The organism is Ligilactobacillus acidipiscis DSM 15836, from assembly GCF_001435755.1.
Lineage (GTDB): Bacteria > Bacillota > Bacilli > Lactobacillales > Lactobacillaceae > Ligilactobacillus > Ligilactobacillus acidipiscis.
This window is the reverse complement of sequence record NZ_AZFI01000388.1, coordinates 1-359: the sequence shown is the minus strand read 5'-3', so window position 1 is coordinate 359 and position 359 is coordinate 1. Positions and strand designations below refer to the sequence as shown.

1 pseudogene is annotated in these 359 nt (G+C 47.9%); it reads left to right on the top strand.

Annotated features, from left to right (window positions below):
• Positions 1 to 359: pseudogene (locus FC65_RS11195) on the top strand (IS982-like element ISLpl4 family transposase); the annotation flags it as partial.

Below are 359 nucleotides of genomic sequence, written 5' to 3'. Positions count from 1 at the left end.
TCGTCACGAATTACAAGGTAACTATCATTATTTTTATCAGCTGTGCCAGTCGCTTTACCAGCGCTATTGCCCACGTTGTGTGACGCAACGGCGTAATGTGGCGCACGTTAAAATCGATGACTGTCGATTGTTGGCGCTACTGTGTTTACAAACAACGCTTGGTATCCAATCACAACGCCGTTTTTGGCGCTTGATGACCGCCTTTATGCCGCAAAAAATCACCATTAGTCGGTCACGGTTCAACCGTCGCGCACTACAATTATTACCCGTGGTCAATGCGATCCGTACTGGTTTGACGCGTGAAGCAGCCCAACCTGGACAGATCGCAATCATTGATAGTTTGCCGAATCCATTGTGTG